Below are 13912 nucleotides of genomic sequence, written 5' to 3' on the forward strand. Positions count from 1 at the left end.
AGGATCCGCAAGAGCAAAATCGCCGCCCACGCTTCTCTTTCTCAGATTCACTTGTCAAAGAACATTGTACCGAACACGAACCGTTCGGTCCCAATGCCGCTACAGACAAAAACAGTTGGTCATCCAGCTCTTCGCCGGATCCCCATCCGATAGTCTCTGCAGAAGCGTCGGTGCGCCGCCAAACCCGTTGGCCGGCGCCGATGAGCCGGGGTATACGGGCGCCGGCCGGGGCCGTCAACACCCAACATCACATTTTTACGACGCCCATGCGCAAGGCGCCCCAGCGACCGCCGGGTTGGGCGCGCAGGGCCCCCATGCGTCGCCCCCACCCCTATCCGGCGGCACTCTCTCACGGTGCCGATCGGCGGGGGAGGGGCGGTCTTGGCCTGTCCACGGCGGATTGTGCCACCGCGGCCCCGATCGGCCCGAATCTCGGGGGAGGGCGCATTCACCGCATCTTCACACGATTGCCACATGCCTATGGAATGCGCCGCGGCCGCGTCGCGGGGCGTCTTCGCTCCGACCTCGCAACGCGCTCCGCTTCGGTATCAGACTTAATCCCGACTGATTACGGGTGCGCACGAGGGGGCATCAGCGCGCGGAGACACTTGCAACGACTAAGTGGCTCGCTCAAAATACAGTTGTGGAGAGGGGCGGGCCGCACCGGTCTCGCCGGGAAGGAAGCAGATTGTGACGCAGGCCCGGGATTCCGCCGAGCTGGCCTCGGCACTGGCGCAGTGCCGGACGGCCTTCATCGGCGTGGCCGCCATGAGCGGGCTCGTGAACGTGCTCTATCTCACCGGCTCGTTCTTCATGCTCGAGGTCTACGACCGGGTGATCCCGAGCCGGTCGGTACCGACCCTGATCGGCCTCTGCATCCTGGCCTTCGTGCTCTACATCTTCCAGGGACTGCTCGAAGCCCTGCGCTCGCGCATCCTGGCCCGCATCGGTGCCGCCCTGGACGAATCCCTGAGCGGGCGAGTCTTCGACATCGTGGTGCGCGCGCCCCTGAAGGGGGCCGCCCCCGGCGACGGCCTCCTGCCCCTGCGCGACCTCGACCAGCTGCGCGCCTTCCTCGGCGGCTCGGGCCCCTCCGCCTTCTTCGATCTCCCCTGGATGCCGATCTATCTGCTGATCTGCTTCCTGTTCCATCCCCTGATCGGCGTCGCCGCCCTCGTGGGCGCGGCCGTCCTCGCCACCCTCGGCCTTCTCACCGACCGAGCGACCCGGCATCCGGCCCAGACCGCCACCGCCCACGGCCTGCGTCGGAACGGCCTGGCCGAGGCCGGCCGCCGCAACGCCGAGGTCTTGGCCGCCATGGGCATGCAGGGGCGCTTCGGCACCCGCTGGGCCCTGGCCAACCGCGACTACATGCAGTCCCAGCAGCGCGCCTCCGACATCGCCGGCGGCTACGGCGCCGGCTCCAAGGTGTTCCGCACCGCCCTGCAGTCCGGGGTGCTGGCGCTGGGCGCCTACCTCGTGATCAACGGTCTGGCCTCCGCCGGCATCATCATCGCCTCCTCGATCCTGGTGGCCCGGGCCCTGGCCCCGGCGGAGCTCGCCATCGCCAACTGGAAGAGCTTCGTCCAGGCCCGCCAGTCCTGGGCCCGCCTCTCCGAGCTCTTCGCCCGCATGCCCGCCGGCGCGCAGCCGCACGCGCTCCCGGCGCCATCCCGCGCGCTTCAGGTCGAGAGCGTCAGCGTCGCCCCGCCCGGAACTCCCCGCCTCGTGGTCCAGGACGTCAGCTTCGCCCTCCAGGCCGGCCAGGGCCTCGGCGTCATCGGCCCCTCGGCCTCGGGCAAGTCGAGCCTGGTGCGCGCCCTCGTCGGGGTCTGGCCGGCCGTGCGCGGGAAGGTGCGCCTCGACGGCGCCGCCCTCGACCAATGGTCGGCCGACGATCTCGGCCCCCATATCGGCTTCCTGCCCCAGGAGGTGGAGCTGTTCGCCGGCACGGTGGCGGAGAACATCGCCCGCTTCGATCCGCAGGCCCCCTCCGACGCCGTGATCGCGGCCGCCCGCGCGGCCGGCGTGCACGAGCTGATCCTGCGCCTGTCGGAGGGCTACGACACCCGCATCGGCGAGGGCGGTGCAGGCCTTTCCGCCGGCCAGCGCCAGCGCGTCGGCCTGGCCCGGGCCCTCTACGGCGATCCCTTCCTGGTCATCCTCGACGAGCCCAACGCCAATCTCGACGCGGAGGGCGAGAACGCCCTGACCCAGGCGATCATCGGGGTGCGCCGCCGCGGCGGCATCTGCATCGTCATCGCCCACCGGCCGTCCGCCCTCGGCGCGGTCGACCTCATCCTGATGATGGCGGAGGGCCGGGCCCAGGCCTTCGGGCCGAAGGACGAGGTCCTCAAGCGCGTGCTGCGTCCGGCCTCGGTCCCCGTGGAGGCCCGCCCCGTGGACACGCAGGCCGGCCCCGGCGCCCTGCAGGAGAGTGCATGATGTCCGTCGCCCTCAGCCCCGTCGACCTGCATCCCGCCCTCACGGCCCCGCGTCCCACCGCGCAGGGCTCGATCCGCCGCCACCTCGCCCTCGGCCTCGCCCTGGGCGCGGTGCTGGTGGTGGGCGTGGGCGGCTGGGCCACCTTCACCCAGATCTCTGGCGCCGTGATCGCGCCGGGCCAGCTCGTGGTCGAAACCGACGTGAAGAAGGTGCAGCACCCCACCGGCGGCGTCGTCGGCGAGCTGCGGGTCCACGACGGCATGCGCGTCAAGGCCGGCGACATCCTGATCCGTCTCGACGAGACCCAGACCCGGGCCAACCTCGACATCATCCTGAAGGCCCTCGACGAGCTCTCCGCCCGGCGCGCCCGCGACGAGGCCGAGCGCGACGGCGCCGCCACCATCGCCTTCCCGCCCGAGTTGCTGGCCCGCAAGGACAGCGATCCCTCGGTGGCCCACCTGATCGAGGGCGAGACCCGGCTGTTCAGGTCCCGCGTGGCCGGCCGCGAGGGCCAGAAGGCGCAGCTGCGCGAGCGCGTCCAGCAGCTGCGCGAGGAGATCAAGGGCCTGACCGAGCAGGTCGCGGCCAAGGCCCGCGAGGTCGGCTTCATCACCGGCGAGTTGCAGGGCGTGCGGGAGCTCTACGCCAAGAACCTGGTGCCCCTGGCCCGGGTCAACGCCCTCGAGCGCGACGCCGCGCGCCTCGACGGCGAGCGCGGGCAGCTCCTCGCCTCGACGGCCTCGGCCCGCGGCAAGATCGCCGAGACCGAGCTGCAGATCCTTCAGATCGACGGCGACATGCGCACCGAGACCGGCAAGGACCTCGCCGAGATCCGGGGCAAGTGGTCGGAATACGTCGAGAAGCGCGTGGCGGCCGAGGACCAGCTCAAGCGTGTCGACATGCGCGCCCCGCAATCGGGCACGGTGCACCAGATGACGGTGCACACGATCGGCGGCCTGGTGACGCCCTCCGAGCCCGCCATGCTGATCGTGCCGGAGGCGGACCAGCTCGCGGTGGAGGTGAAGATCCAGCCGCAGGACATCGACAATGTCCGCCTCGACCAGGCGGCGGTGCTGCGCTTCTCGGCCTTCAACCAGCGCACCACGCCGGAGATCGACGGGGTGGTGTCGCGGGTCTCGGCCGACGTCACCTCCGATCCGAAGACCGGGATGAGCTACTACACGGCCCGCATCCGCGTGCCGGAGGACCAGAAGGAGCGCCTCGGCACCGCCCGCCTCGTCCCGGGCATGCCGGTCGAGACCTTCATGCAGCTCGGCAACCGCTCGGTGCTCAGCTACCTCACCAAGCCGCTCACCGACCAGATCGCCAAGGCCTGGCGAGAAAAGTAAGGCCTGGCGAGAAAAGGTAAGGCCTGGCGAGAAAAGGAAAACGTGGCGCGAGGCCTTCGTCTCGCCGGAAGCCGGATGGCCCCGGCCTGCGCGAAGGCCGCTGCGCCTGAACGGGGGATGGCCCGTGCGCTGGCGGGAGGGATCAGCAGGCCGGCTGGATCGCGGACATCAGGCTTCGAAGGACGGCCCGGAGATGGGCGCGGAGCGCCAGGACCCGCTCGTCCGGCAGGGTCTCGGTTCCTGCCCTCTCGCTTCCGGGACCTGCAAGATATCCGTCGAACCCGCTCATCGGCAGCGCCCCTCAATGCCACGACGCATTTTTGCAGTGCACAAAAGACAAAAAGTATTATTCCAGACTGATTGTCAATACCTGCTTCTAGCGCAATTGCGCATCCCATTCGCCAATTGCATCTTCGATGAATGAAGCGCTTAATTCTACCTGAAGTTAATCGGGATTGAGCAACGATATCCGATACTGAGCACGCCACGGCCTCCCTTTGACTGGCCCGTCGCCCGTACCCTGAGACCTGGATCCCTTCCGGCCTGGAACGGACGTGCGGCGGTTCGGGCGGCAGGTCAGCGGGGGCGACAGGCCCATGCTCGTCCCTGCGTCCCGAGGGCCATTTCCCCGATGCGCTTCCATTTCGATCTCACCGATGGCCGGACCACGATGCCCGACGCGAGGGGCGCCGAAGCGGCCGACCTCGCCGAGGCCATCGCCCAGGCCGCGCTGGTCATCGAGGAACTTCGCAGGGGCGGCGAACTGGTCCATGTCGAGGGCGCCTGGGATCTCGTGATCCGGGATGCGGACGGGCGGGACCTGCACCGCATCCCCGTCGTCCCGAGGGCGTGAGTGCGCGGGCCTGCGCGTCCGAAGCCGAAGCTATGCCGCATCGACGGGGCCGTGCATTAACTTTCCATGAGCGGTTCACGATCAGCGGTTCACGATGCGTGGCCTGCCCTGAGCCAAGGCGGGTCGAGGAGGGGCCGACCGGGCGAAGGCGGGGCGATTCGCGTCCGGGACGACTCAGGAATGGCCCAACGCGGCGGCGATGCGGGCCAGGCGCCCGTCCGGATGCGCCAGGGCCTCGAGGATCGAGAAATGATCCGCGCCGTCGAGCGCGACGCAGCGGGTCTCGGGCTCCACCGCCGCGCGCGACGCGGCGTAGGCCTTCGACTGGCACCGAAGTTCGGGCAGTTCGTCGGCCCCGTAAGCGACCACCAGGGGGACGAAGCGGCGGGGGGCCAGGCGGATCGGCGACAGCGCCTCCACCTCCCCGGGCGTGAGCCCGAGCGCGTCGTCGAGGGACGTCCGGCGGATGGGGGCGAGATCGTAGATCCCGCTGATCGCGAGGCCGGCATCGGCGTCCGGCCCGTCCAGCGCCAGGGCGGCGAGGTGCCCGCCCGCCGACCAGCCGGAAACCACGAGGCGCCGACGCCCCAGGCCCACGGCGGCATCGTGCGCCCGTAGGGCGCGCAGGGCCGCCCGGATCTCGTCCGCGATCCGGGTCAGCGACGCCTCCGGCGCCAGGGTGTAGCCGATCAGGGCCACGTCGAGGCCGAGGGCGAGCGGCCCCTCGGCCAGACAGGCGAAGCCCTCCTTGGCGTTCCGCTGCCAGTAGCCGCCATGGATGAAGGCCAGCAGCGGGGCGCTGGCCCGTCCGCAGGCGAACAGGTCGATCCGATTCCGGGGGCCGGCAGCGTGGGGCGGCCCCGGATCGTAGGGGAGATCGAGGGTGTGGCCCGGGCGGGCCCGGAGGGCGGCGCTGCGCGCGCTCCAGTCGGCGAGGCGGGCGGCGCTGTCGGCGACCGCCCCCGCATTGTCGTAGGCCCGGCTCAGGGCCGCGCGGTCGAGGTCCCGCCAGTCCGTCGGCGGCGTCCCGTCGGTCTCAAGCCTCATCGCCGGTTCCCCGATACCAGTCCACGAGTTCGCCCCCTTGGGCGAACCAGACGTCGTCGCGGGCGAGGAGCGCGTCGAGGAGCCGCTCCAGCAGCCCGATGCGGTGGGGGACGCCGGTGATGTAGGGGTGGAGGGCGAATCCCATCACCTTGGCGCCGCCCAGCGGCCCGTCGCCGGCCGCCTCCGCGGCGAGGCGCTCGACCTGGGCCAGCGCCCGGGCCACGAACTCGTCGGCACGGTGATGCTGGATCGCCAGCAGGGGGATGTCGTTCAGCTCCACCGAGTAGGGCAGGGCGATGAGCGGGCGCGTCGCGGTGGCGATGCGGCTGGGCCGGTCGTCCACCACCCAGTCGCCCACATAGTCGAGACCGGCGGCGGCGAGGTGGTCCGGGGTGTCGAGGGTCTCGGTCAGGCCGGGCCCGAGCCAGCCGCGCGGGTTCGTCCCCGTCACGGCGCGGATCGCCGCCAGGGTCCGGGCGATCATCGCGGGCTCGTCCGCGATGCGGTGGGTCGGGACCTGGTGGAAGCCGTGGCCCATGAACTCCCAGCCCGCGGCGTGGGCTTCGTGCGCCACGCGGGGATAGGCCTCGCAGACCGAGCCGTTGATCGACAGGGTCGGGCGGACCCCGCGCGCCTGGAACGCCGCGAGGAAGCGCCAGAACCCGACGCGCATCCCGTATTCGTGCCAGCCCCAGTTGGCGAGGTCGGGCAGGAGGGGCGCGCCGGTCGGCGCCACCAGGATCTGGCGCGGCATCGGGTTGTCGATGAGCCAGTGCTCGACATTCACCACCGGCCAAATCGCCACGTGCTTGCCCTTCGGCAGGACGAGGCGCGGCCGGTCGATGGCGGCCCAGTAGGCGAGGCGGCGCTCGGGGCGGCGGGGGTCCGACAAATCCGGTTCGGTCATGCGGGCTCGGTGCGGCACCAGGGGTTGGACATGTGGAGGGCGGCGGGCGCCGCCCGTTCCCCTTCTCCTCGAGGGGGAGAGGGACCCGTTCCGGACGTCAGCGCCTCACGCGGCGACGCGGCCGTGATGGCTGTGGAGCTGGGCCGAGAGCATCCGGCGGATGTCGTTGAAGGCCGGGCTCGAGACGTCGCGGCGGCGGGGCAGGGCGATGTCGTGCACGGCGTCGATCCGGCCGGGGCTCGGCGACATCACCACGACGCGGTCGGCGAGGAAGATCGCCTCCTCGATGGCGTGGGTGACGAACAGCACGGTCAGGCCCGTGCGGCTCCAGAGCTCGAGGAGCTCGTCCTGCAGGCGCTCGCGGGTCATGGCGTCGAGCGCCCCGAAGGGCTCGTCCATCAGCACCACCTCCGCCTCGTTGGCCAGCACCCGGGCGATGGCGACGCGCTGCTTCATGCCCCCCGAGAGCTGGTGGGGATGCGCGTCCGCAAAGGGGCCGAGGCCCACGAGGTCGATGTAGCGGGCCACCGTGTCGCGGATCTCAGGCGCAGGGCGCCCGCGGGATTTCGGACCGAATCCGATGTTGTCGCGAACCGAGAGCCAGGGGAACAGGCCGTAATCCTGGAAGACCATGCCGCGCGACGGGTCGGGGCCGGCGATGGGCTTGCCCCACATGCACGCTTCGCCGGAGGAGGGCGGCTCGAAGCCGGCGGCGATGCGCAGCAGGGTGGACTTGCCGCAGCCCGAGGCGCCCAGCAGGCAGACGAACTCGCCCCGCTTCACCGTGAGGTTGGCCCCCTTCAGGGCGGTCACCGTCCTGCCCTGGACCGCGAAGGTCTTGCCGACGTCGCGGATCTCGAGAATCGGAAGCGTCGGATCACCCATGAGACGGACTCCAGGCCAGGAGGCGGCGGCCGATCAGCATGACGATCCGGTCCGACAGGAAGCCCGCGACGCCGATGACGATCATGCCGCAGATGACGATCTCGGTGCGGGAAAGCTGGCGCGCCTCCATGATGATGGCGCCGAGCCCCGTCTGCACGCCGGTCATCTCGCCGACCACGATCACCACCCAGGCGAAGCCGAGACCGAGGCGCAGGCCCGTGAAGATCGACGGCAGGGCGGCGGGCAGCACCACCCGGGCGAACTGGGCCGAGCCCCGGCAGCCGAGCATGCTGGCCGCCTCGAACAGGCGCGGCTCCACCGAGCGCACCCCGAAGATGGTGTTGACCAGGATGGGGTAGAACGCCCCGAGGAAGACGAGGAAGTAGGCCGAGCGCGGCCCGAGGCCGAACAGGATCATGGCCAGCGGCAGCCAGGCGGTGACCGGCACCGGCCGCAGGATCTGGAAGGTCGGGTCGAGGAGCTGGCGCATCAGCGGCACCCGCCCGATGAGGAGGCCGAGGGGGAGCGCGAACAGCACCGCGAGGGCGAAGCCCCCGTAGACCCGCGACAGCGAGGCGCCGAGATGGGTGAGCAGGGTGGCGCTGAAGGCGTCGTCGTTGATGCCCCCCACGGCGAGGTCGACCAGCGCCGTCCAGACCTCCGCGGGCGGCGGGATCAGGCTGTAGGGCCGCCCCGTCGTCAGGAGATGCCAGATGACGGCGAGCCCGGCGGGGATCGCCAGGGCCAGGGCCGCCGCGCGCAGGCGCCCCCAGGGCCATGCGACGCGCGGGCGGGGCGGGGCCGCCGGCACGGACGCCGCGACGGCGGCCGGCGCGGCGCTCACGCGTCCCTCATGGCATCGACGAAGCGGGTGTCGATGAAGGTCGAAAAATCGGGCAGGCGCTTGATCTGCTTCAGGGCGAGCATGCGGTCGGCATAGACCTTGGCCTGGGCGACCTCGGTCTCACCGAGCTTCCATTTCAGCTCGACGTTCGGGGCGGAGAGTTCCAGCGCCTCCCGCTTCTGCCCGAGCTTGGCCACCGCCATGGCGATCATCGCCTCGCGGTTGCCCTGCGCGAACTCCGTGGCCTTGCGGTGGATCTCCAGCATCGTGCGGACGATCTCGGGCCGCTGCGCCGTGGTGTCGGCGTGCGCGCCGAACACCATGTTGAGGGCGCCCATCTCGGTCCCGTAGGGATACTCGACGAGGCTGCCGACGCCGCTGGCGAGGCTCACGCCCGGGGCCGGCTCGGCGCCCACATAGGCGTCGATGTCGCCGCGCGCCAGGGCGATGTGCATCTCCGAGAACGAGATCCGCACCGGGGTGATGTCCTTCACGCTCATCCCTTCCTGGCGCAGGCGCTCCAGGGCGAAGACCTCCTGGGTCGAGCCGGGCCACAGGGCGACGCGCTTGCCCTTGAGGTCCTTGAGGGCGGCGATGCCCGCATCCTTCCTGGCGATGATCGCCATGCCGCGGTTGCAGGTCGAGGCGATGATGACGAGGGGCTCGCCGGCGGCCGCTCCCAGGGTGCCGGCGGCGATGCCGAAGGTCCCGAAATCCACCGACTTCGTCACCACCGCGTTCTTGCACTCGGTGGGGCTCTCGAACGGCACGACCTCGACCTTGTATCCGGCCGGGGTGAACGACTCGTAGAAATGCGGCGCGATCGAGTGGATCAGCTTCAGGGAGCCCATCCGGATCACCGTGGGGGCCTGCGCCCGGGCCGGACGGGGAAGGCCGAGGGGCGTGGCCAGGAGGCCGGCGCCGAGGCCGGCCAGGAGGGTGCGACGGCGGATCATGGCGGGGCTCCGGACGGCAAGTCTCGACCACCGAGGCTAGGGTCATCGCCTGTTGCACGCGAGTGCTGTTTCTTGACTGCCCCGTTGCCGATCGGGCAACAGGGGCGGGACCAGCGGACCCGCACGATGAAGCACCTACGCATCCTCACCTACGTGGCCGAGGTGGCCCGCCACGGCGCGATCCGCCGGGCGGCGGAGCGGCTCAACATCACGCCCTCCGCCCTGACCCGGCAGATCCAAGACCTCGAATACGAGCTCGGCACGCCGATCTTCGAGCGGGTGGCCCAGGGCATGCGCCTCAACGCGGCCGGCGAATTGCTGGTGCGCCACATCCGCGACCAGCGCGCCGACCTGGAGCGGGTGCGCTCGCAGATCGCCGACCTGTCCGGGGTCCGGCGCGGGCACGTGGCGCTGGCCTGCAGCCAGGCCTTCGTCAACCACGTGGTGCCGGACGAGGTCGAGGCCTACCGGGCGCAGTTCCCGCAGGTGACCTTCACCGTGCAGGTGCGCGACCACGTCCAGGCGGTGGCGGCGCTGGCCCAGTTCGAGGCCGACCTCGCCCTGGTGCTGCAGCCGCCGCCCTCGGCCGACATGCAGGTGCTGTTCTCCTGCCGCCAGACACTGTGCGCGCTGATGCGGGCCGAGCACCCGCTGGCCGCGGAGACCGGCCCGGTGCGCCTGCGCGACTGCCTCGCCCACCCGATGGCCCTGCCGGACCGCTCGCTCGCCATCCGCCACCATTTCGACGACGCGCTGGGCCGCCGGGGCACACCGCTGAGGCCCGCCATTGAGTCGAGCTCGCTGGAATTCCTGCGCAACCTCGTCCTGCGCGAGGACGCGGTCAGCCTGCAGGTCCCGAGCGGCATCCCCGACGATCCCCGCCTGCGCTCCCGCCCCATCGACGCCCGGGACCTCGCCCCGATGGCGCTGATCCTGGCGCAGCTGCGGGGCCGCACCCTGCCGGTGGCGACGGCCAAGTTCGCCGACCGCTTCGCGAGCAGCCTGCACCGGCGCTACGGCGTCGCGGCATCCTGACGGCGGAGGCGGAGATGCGCGTCCCCCGCCGCGTCCCCATCTCCACCCGGACCATTGGCACGGGATCGGACATGACGCGGATGCGCCTGCGCGGCGGTGCGGCCTGGATCTCCGCGGCCGCGGGCTGGATCGGCCTCCTGGCGGCCGGCGTGACCCTGGCGGTCGCGGCGGCACCGGTGCTCGTACCCGCCGCGCGCGCGGGCCGCCTCCTCGCGGCGGCCGACGATCCCGGCGCCCTGGCGGAGATCCGCCTGGAGCGCGCGGCCACGCCGGAGCGCCTGGAGGCCGGGCTCGATGCCGCGGTCGCGGCGGAGGACGAGGACCTCGCCCTGAGCTTCCTGGCGCTGGCCGAGACCCGCGGCCTGCCCGTCGATCCGGCCCGCCGGGGCCGCGTGGAGGCCCTGGCGCAGGGCCGGATGAGCCGCGCCGCCCGGGACTTCGCGGCCGGGGCGGTCTCGGGCACCGCGGAGGGGACGGCGGGTCTCGCCGGCACCCTCGCGGCCGACGTGACCGGCCTCGGCGACCTGCGCGACCTCCTGCGCGAGGGCGGGCGCTACGCCCGCGCCGAGCCCTACGACCCGCTCCTCCTCGGCATGGCGCTGGTGGGCCTGCCGCTCACCGTCGCCACCTGGACGGCCGGGGCGGGCGCGGGCGGGCGGGCCGGCATGACCGTGCTGAAGGCGGCCCGGCGCGGCGGCCGGCTCTCGCCCGCACTCGCCGCGAGCCTGGGCCGCACGGTCCGCGCCGGCCTCGATCGCGAGGCCGTGGCCGGCGCGGTCGCCGCCTCCGCCCGCCTGGACGTCGCCGGCGCGCGGGCCGCCGCCGGCCTCGCCATCCGGCCCGGCACGGTGGCGCGCCTGACGAACCTGGCCGGCGATGCCCTCGTGCTCGGCCGCCGCACCGGCCAGCGCGGGGTGATGCAGGTGCTCGGCCTCGCCCGGGACCCCGGCGACGTCACCCGCGCGGTCCGCCTCAGCGAGCGCCTCGGCCCCCGCACCCGCGCCACCCTGGCGCTCCTCGGCCGCGGCGCCCTGGCCCTCGGTGCCGGCCTCGCGGCCCTGGCCAGCGCCCTGCTGACGGGGCTGGCCTGGTGCCTGGGTCTGGCGCTGTTCTGCCGACGCCTCGGACTGCTCCTCGGACGCGCGATCTGGCGCCGGCCCAGGCCCCCGAGCCTGCGGGACGCGGGTCGGGCCTGACGGGGTCTTCGGGCCGGAGCAGGTCCGGGACGCCCTAAGCCAGGCGCAGATCGGCGTGCGGCAGATCGGCGACCGGCACGTTGACCGGCAGGTCCACCACCGGGGGATCGAGCGGCGTCGGATCGGCGAGCGGCAGGGCACGGGCCTGCCCGAGGCCACCCCCGACTGCGCCCCCCACTGCGCCGGGCGTCGGAGCCGCCTTCGGCTCGCAGCAGACGCGGTTCCGCCCCTGGGCCTTCGCCCGGTAGAGGGCGGCGTCGGCCTGCCGCGTCGCCTCCTCGAAGCTCGCCGCGTCCAGCCCCATCATGGCGGCTCCGATGCTCACCGTGACCGTCAGGGCCCCGGACCGATGCGGAAACGGCTCCTCGGCGACGGCTGCCCGCACGCGTTCGGCCACGGGCAGGAGTTCCTGCGGACCGGCGCCCGGAAGAACGATGAGGAACTCCTCGCCGCCCCAGCGGGCGATCAGGTCCGTGGCCCGGAGCGTTGCCCGCACGCGGGCCGCGAACGTCGCCAGGATGGCGTCCCCGCTCTCGTGGCCGTAGCGGTCGTTGATGGACTTGAAGTGGTCGATGTCCAGGATCAGGACCCCGCCCAGCGCCTGCCGGCCCGGGGCCGGAAGGCGGCGGCGCAGCTGCTTCTGCAGGCCGCGGCGGTTGGAGAGCCCGGTGAGCGGATCCGTCTCGGCCAAGCGCAGGAGCGTCCGGTTGGCGCGCTCGGCGGCCATCGCGATGTAGCCGAAATAGGCGAAGACCCCCATGACCTGATCCAGGATCATGGAGGTGCGCTCGGTCTCCGCCGAGGCCATCGGCCAGTCGGTCCCGACGAGGACCCCGATCGAGACGAGGAAGACCAGCCCATAGGAGCCGAACGCCACGGTCACGATGGATTGCGACCACAGGCGTTCGACGCCCGGCGACAGGCGAACGGTCTCGCGGGCGGCCAGGAGGGCGACCCCGAGGCAGCAGAGGAACACGGCCGCGACCGCCAGGCGGTTGGCGACACCGGCCGAGAGCAGGAGCGGATAGAGGAGACCCGGGAGGGCGGTGAGACAGATCCCGAGATCGATCCGCACGGGGCGGCCGAAGAAGCTGCGCAGGCCCGTCCAGCACAGGACGAGACTCCCGGCGTAGAGCCAGTAGACGACCATCGCGATCCAGACCGGCGGCGCGTCGGACGACGGGACGTGCATCATGATGAGCGATCCCACCATCGACGTCCCCATGGCGCCCATCCATTGCCAGAGAAAGGTCTGCTGCCGCTGGCTGAGGGCCATGACGAGAAAGACGACGACGTAGGCACACCGGCTGGCAGCACTGGCAAAGTGAAGGGTGTGGAGATCAAGCATCACAGAACTCCGTCTCCAGACACAGCGCCACCACCGTCACAACAATCACGGCATCTGTGGAGGCTGCCACGGGATTTATCATTTCATAAGATACGAATACGCAACCAATGCCCAGGGACGACGATCAGGTATATTTATTGCACTTGCACCAATATATCAAATACATATCCGCGAAAATCGTCCTGCAATACTGTAAATCTGCAAGATTAAGGACACGGCAAAGGGCATGCTTAAGAGTATCTTCAGTCGATCCGCCTAGCTTTCCGGGACAGCCCCGCGACCGGGTGCGCCGCGCGAGCCCCGTCCCGGCGGCCTTCCGCCCGGGCCCCGGCGCCCGAGCGCGTCGCGCGGTCCGGCCTCTCCGAAAGCACGTCCCATGTCGAAGCTCGCCTCGTCCCTCGGTTCGCTCCTGGCCGTCGTCCTCGCGGACGGAGCGGGCCCCGCACGGGCGGCGGAGCCCGTCGGCGTCGATCGCGGCTTGCGGGCCGGGGACTGGCTCGTGCGCGGCCGCATCATGGGCACCATCCCCACGGAGCAGAGCACCCACATCGCCGTGATCGGCGGACAGAGCAAGACGCCCACCGCCCTGCTGCCGGACGGCGACGTCTCGTACTTCCTGACGGATCACATCGCCATCGAGGGACAGGCGGGCCCGATCCGGACCCGCCCGAAGATCCGGAACTCGCTGGTGGGCGACGTCGCGATCGGATCGGTCTGGAACGCCGCCGCCATGGCGACCCTCCAGTATCACCTCCTGCCCGGGGCGCGTCTCAATCCCTATCTCGGAGTCGGCCTCGCCGTGACCACGCCCATCGCGATCGACCCGGCGCGGGGGATCCCCGATTTCACGCTCGGGTCGCTGGCCAGCCCCGTGCTCCAGGCCGGCTTCGACTATCACCTCGGCGGCAACTGGTTCGGGAACGTTGCGGTGAAGTACCTCTTCGTGCCGCGTCAATCCTACATGATCGGCGGCGTGCGGGTGGCGGCCGACCTGGACATGCTCATGGTGGGCGCCGGCCTCGGCTACCGGTTCTGAGCGCGCCGCGC

At 71.5% G+C, this 13912-nt stretch carries 13 protein-coding genes; 6 read left to right on the forward strand and 7 right to left on the reverse strand.

What is annotated here, in order from left to right:
• Positions 1–690: 690 nt before the first annotated feature.
• Complete coding sequence (locus tag ASF18_RS03815; protein ID WP_056221815.1) at positions 691–2445, forward strand: type I secretion system permease/ATPase; 1755 nt, start codon at positions 691–693, stop codon at positions 2443–2445.
• Positions 2445–3794, forward strand: coding sequence for an HlyD family type I secretion periplasmic adaptor subunit (locus tag ASF18_RS03820; RefSeq protein ID WP_056221817.1), 1350 nt, complete (start codon positions 2445–2447; stop codon positions 3792–3794). Before ASF18_RS03815 ends, ASF18_RS03820 begins: the two co-directional genes overlap by 1 nt.
• A gap of 142 nt (positions 3795–3936) precedes the next feature.
• Here the strand turns inward: ASF18_RS03820 and ASF18_RS24370 are convergent, their stop codons facing one another.
• Positions 3937–4083, reverse strand: coding sequence for a hypothetical protein (locus ASF18_RS24370; RefSeq protein ID WP_156389685.1), 147 nt, complete (start codon positions 4081–4083; stop codon positions 3937–3939).
• A gap of 342 nt (positions 4084–4425) precedes the next feature.
• Between ASF18_RS24370 and ASF18_RS03825 the strand changes: the two genes are divergently transcribed.
• On the forward strand, positions 4426–4647 hold the full coding sequence (locus ASF18_RS03825; protein ID WP_056221819.1) for a hypothetical protein: 222 nt from the start codon (positions 4426–4428) through the stop codon (positions 4645–4647).
• Between the two features lie 174 nt (positions 4648–4821).
• On the opposite strand, the gene ASF18_RS03830 is transcribed toward ASF18_RS03825, so the two are convergent.
• The 5 genes from ASF18_RS03830 to ASF18_RS03850 all read right to left on the reverse strand — a co-directional run bounded on the left by ASF18_RS03830 (position 4822) and on the right by ASF18_RS03850 (position 9286).
• The gene (locus ASF18_RS03830) at positions 4822–5694 is read right to left on the reverse strand and encodes an alpha/beta hydrolase (RefSeq protein ID WP_056349658.1); all 873 of its coding nucleotides are present in this window, start codon (positions 5692–5694) and stop codon (positions 4822–4824) included.
• Entirely contained in the window at positions 5684–6601 is a 918-nt protein-coding gene (locus ASF18_RS03835) for a polysaccharide deacetylase family protein (protein ID WP_056349662.1), read from the reverse strand. The genes ASF18_RS03830 and ASF18_RS03835 overlap by 11 nt, the downstream gene beginning before the upstream one ends.
• A gap of 105 nt (positions 6602–6706) precedes the next feature.
• Positions 6707–7486 (reverse strand): ABC transporter ATP-binding protein, encoded by a 780-nt coding sequence (locus tag ASF18_RS03840; RefSeq protein WP_056349665.1) that lies wholly within the window; start codon positions 7484–7486, stop codon positions 6707–6709.
• A complete protein-coding gene (locus ASF18_RS03845) occupies positions 7479–8297 on the reverse strand; it encodes an ABC transporter permease (RefSeq protein ID WP_244472580.1) in 819 nt (272 codons plus the stop codon). Before ASF18_RS03845 ends, ASF18_RS03840 begins: the two co-directional genes overlap by 8 nt.
• Before the next feature lie 29 nt (positions 8298–8326).
• Positions 8327–9286 carry an NrtA/SsuA/CpmA family ABC transporter substrate-binding protein gene (locus tag ASF18_RS03850; RefSeq protein ID WP_056276977.1) on the reverse strand — a complete coding sequence of 320 codons (960 nt, stop codon included), beginning with the start codon at positions 9284–9286 and terminating at the stop codon, positions 8327–8329.
• A 126-nt stretch (positions 9287–9412) separates the two neighbouring features.
• Between ASF18_RS03850 and ASF18_RS03855 the strand changes: the two genes are divergently transcribed.
• Positions 9413–10321, forward strand: a complete 909-nt coding sequence (locus ASF18_RS03855; RefSeq protein WP_056221836.1) for a LysR family transcriptional regulator — start codon at positions 9413–9415, stop codon at positions 10319–10321.
• A 14-nt stretch (positions 10322–10335) separates the two neighbouring features.
• Positions 10336–11517, forward strand: coding sequence for a hypothetical protein (locus ASF18_RS03860; protein WP_056349670.1), 1182 nt, complete (start codon positions 10336–10338; stop codon positions 11515–11517).
• 34 nt (positions 11518–11551) lie between these two features.
• On the opposite strand, the gene ASF18_RS03865 is transcribed toward ASF18_RS03860, so the two are convergent.
• Positions 11552–12865: a GGDEF domain-containing protein gene (locus ASF18_RS03865; RefSeq protein ID WP_056349673.1), complete on the reverse strand. Its 1314-nt coding sequence runs from the start codon at positions 12863–12865 to the stop codon at positions 11552–11554.
• Positions 12866–13241: 376 nt separating this feature from the next.
• Between ASF18_RS03865 and ASF18_RS03870 the strand changes: the two genes are divergently transcribed.
• The gene (locus tag ASF18_RS03870) at positions 13242–13901 is read left to right on the forward strand and encodes an OmpW family outer membrane protein (RefSeq protein WP_056349676.1); all 660 of its coding nucleotides are present in this window, start codon (positions 13242–13244) and stop codon (positions 13899–13901) included.
• Positions 13902–13912: the final 11 nt, after the last annotated feature.

The sequence above is a fragment of the Methylobacterium sp. Leaf89 genome (assembly GCF_001422215.1).
In the GTDB taxonomy this organism is placed as follows: Bacteria; Pseudomonadota; Alphaproteobacteria; order Rhizobiales; family Beijerinckiaceae; genus Methylobacterium.

Excerpts from the sequence above, each read along its gene's own strand:
- ASF18_RS03820 (WP_056221817.1), top strand. The coding sequence starts at position 2,445 with ATGTCCGTCGCCCTCAGCCCCGTCGACCTGCATCCCGCCCTCACGGCC.
- ASF18_RS24370 (WP_156389685.1), bottom strand. The coding sequence starts at position 4,083 with ATGAGCGGGTTCGACGGATATCTTGCAGGTCCCGGAAGCGAGAGGGCA.
- ASF18_RS03825 (WP_056221819.1), top strand. The coding sequence starts at position 4,426 with ATGCGCTTCCATTTCGATCTCACCGATGGCCGGACCACGATGCCCGAC.
- ASF18_RS03830 (WP_056349658.1), bottom strand. The coding sequence starts at position 5,694 with ATGAGGCTTGAGACCGACGGGACGCCGCCGACGGACTGGCGGGACCTC.
- ASF18_RS03835 (WP_056349662.1), bottom strand. The coding sequence starts at position 6,601 with ATGACCGAACCGGATTTGTCGGACCCCCGCCGCCCCGAGCGCCGCCTC.
- ASF18_RS03840 (WP_056349665.1), bottom strand. The coding sequence starts at position 7,486 with ATGGGTGATCCGACGCTTCCGATTCTCGAGATCCGCGACGTCGGCAAG.
- ASF18_RS03850 (WP_056276977.1), bottom strand. The coding sequence starts at position 9,286 with ATGATCCGCCGTCGCACCCTCCTGGCCGGCCTCGGCGCCGGCCTCCTG.
- ASF18_RS03855 (WP_056221836.1), top strand. The coding sequence starts at position 9,413 with ATGAAGCACCTACGCATCCTCACCTACGTGGCCGAGGTGGCCCGCCAC.
- ASF18_RS03860 (WP_056349670.1), top strand. The coding sequence starts at position 10,336 with ATGCGCGTCCCCCGCCGCGTCCCCATCTCCACCCGGACCATTGGCACG.
- ASF18_RS03865 (WP_056349673.1), bottom strand. The coding sequence starts at position 12,865 with ATGCTTGATCTCCACACCCTTCACTTTGCCAGTGCTGCCAGCCGGTGT.
- ASF18_RS03870 (WP_056349676.1), top strand. The coding sequence starts at position 13,242 with ATGTCGAAGCTCGCCTCGTCCCTCGGTTCGCTCCTGGCCGTCGTCCTC.